Source organism: Bradyrhizobium valentinum (genome assembly GCF_001440405.1).
In the GTDB taxonomy this organism is placed as follows: Bacteria; Pseudomonadota; Alphaproteobacteria; order Rhizobiales; family Xanthobacteraceae; genus Bradyrhizobium; species Bradyrhizobium valentinum.
Window position 1 is genome coordinate 1 of the sequence record NZ_LLXX01000012.1, and the last position, 1,485, is coordinate 1,485.

Sequence of the window (1,485 nt, forward strand, 5' to 3'; positions counted from 1 at the left end):
CTAGTTGATTCGCACATCTTTGAGGGTCTCCCACGCCGATGCCACGCCCAAGAAGTATTGGAGGCCATGCCGCATGGTGATGGGTCCCGGTTTGGTGCGTGGGTATCCGTCCCATCCGCCGAGGCGAGCGATGATCCATGAGGCCCAAGCCATACTTTGCGGCCGATGTGGGTTGCTTTGCAGTTTGGTCCGGCCCTCGTACTTGGTGGCGAGTGCGGCGAGGAGCTTGATCTGCGCTTCATTGAACGCGTTGCTGGCGGGTTCAGCGCTGCGTCCATCGCGAGCCTGAACGAGCTGCAAGATCATGACAGCAGCTTTGGCGGTAATCGCGGTGAGCTTGAGCAGCCGGTCGGCGGTTTCGATCCGGCTGTCTTCGAGCTGCAGCCCCTGAGTTTTGATCAGGCGGAACAGCTGCTCGATAATCCAGCGCCTTTTGTACCAGTTGACGATCCGCCAGGCGGAAGCGACATCGCTCACTTCATGGGTCGTCAGCAGATACCATTGCAGCGGTTCGACGCCCGCCGGCGCATCGACTTCAGCAACCTCGATCAAAGCCAGTTCGACTGTCCGCGGTAAGTCGGCAGACGCGTTCTGCGGCCTTTTGAGGGTGACGCGGCCCAAGCGCAGCACCAGCTTGGCCCGTCGGGCCGGCCGATCGGCGCGCGCCACAACATCAATGGTCGCGGCGTCGACAATGGGCCAGCCGGCGGCAGTGGCGTACATGCTTGCACCGTCGGCCAGTACACGATCATGCATGCTCCGCGTCAGCAGATGGAAGTTTGCGGCCGATACGCTTGCCCATTTGGCAAAGATGTCACCCTCGCGGTCGTCGATCACCGTGACCATCGCGGCCGCAGACAGCACCTGCTTGGCCCGATAGGCTGTGCTGATCCAACGCTCCGATTCCTTCTGCTCCAGCGGCCGCTTATCGTGCGGCACCGTTACTCGGCCTTGGCGCGTCCAAATCTTCCCGGCAACCAGACCCAGACATGCGTCACTTTCGGCATCGACGGCAGCCATCGCATGTAACAGCAAGCCGTGGCCGGTTCCCTTGCCGATCTCACCCAGCCCGCGTCGGCGCTCGGGTTTGGTTCGAAAGTTGATCTCGCTTGTGTCCTGGATCGCCAGCACGTGCCGGCCGGCCGCCGCAACGGCCGTTTGTTCGCCCCAGCCTGCAAGCAGTGCTTCCAGCGTCACGTTCTCATTGGCTAGAAATCGGCCGTATCGGACTATCTTGGCCCGACCACCCTCCGCCGCTCGCCGCAAGCACGAACTGGCGCGCGTGACCATTCCTTCGAGCAGGGCCGCCCCCCTTTATCGAGACGACCATCCCCGAATCGACCAAGTCTGAATTGTTCGTTCAACATCTTGGCACCTCAATGGAATCGAAGTGCCAGACACAGAATCACGCCGCCCCGGCGCCGGGGAAGGCTAAATCAAACGGCCGAGTCATTCCGTCGCAGTCAAGATCTGTGCATCTACTAG

General features: G+C 61.4%; 1 protein-coding gene. It reads right to left on the reverse strand.

What is annotated here, in order from left to right; all coding sequences use genetic code 11:
* Positions 1–1,290 carry an IS4 family transposase gene (locus CP49_RS01275; protein ID WP_057848487.1) on the reverse strand — a complete coding sequence of 430 codons (1,290 nt, stop codon included), beginning with the start codon at positions 1,288–1,290 and terminating at the stop codon, positions 1–3.
* Between the last annotated feature and the right edge of the window lie 195 nt (positions 1,291–1,485).

What these genes read in the sequence shown, in the direction of transcription:
- CP49_RS01275 (WP_057848487.1), bottom strand. Translation starts at nt 1,290, where the DNA reads ATGGTCACGCGCGCCAGTTCGTGCTTGCGGCGAGCGGCGGAGGGTGGT.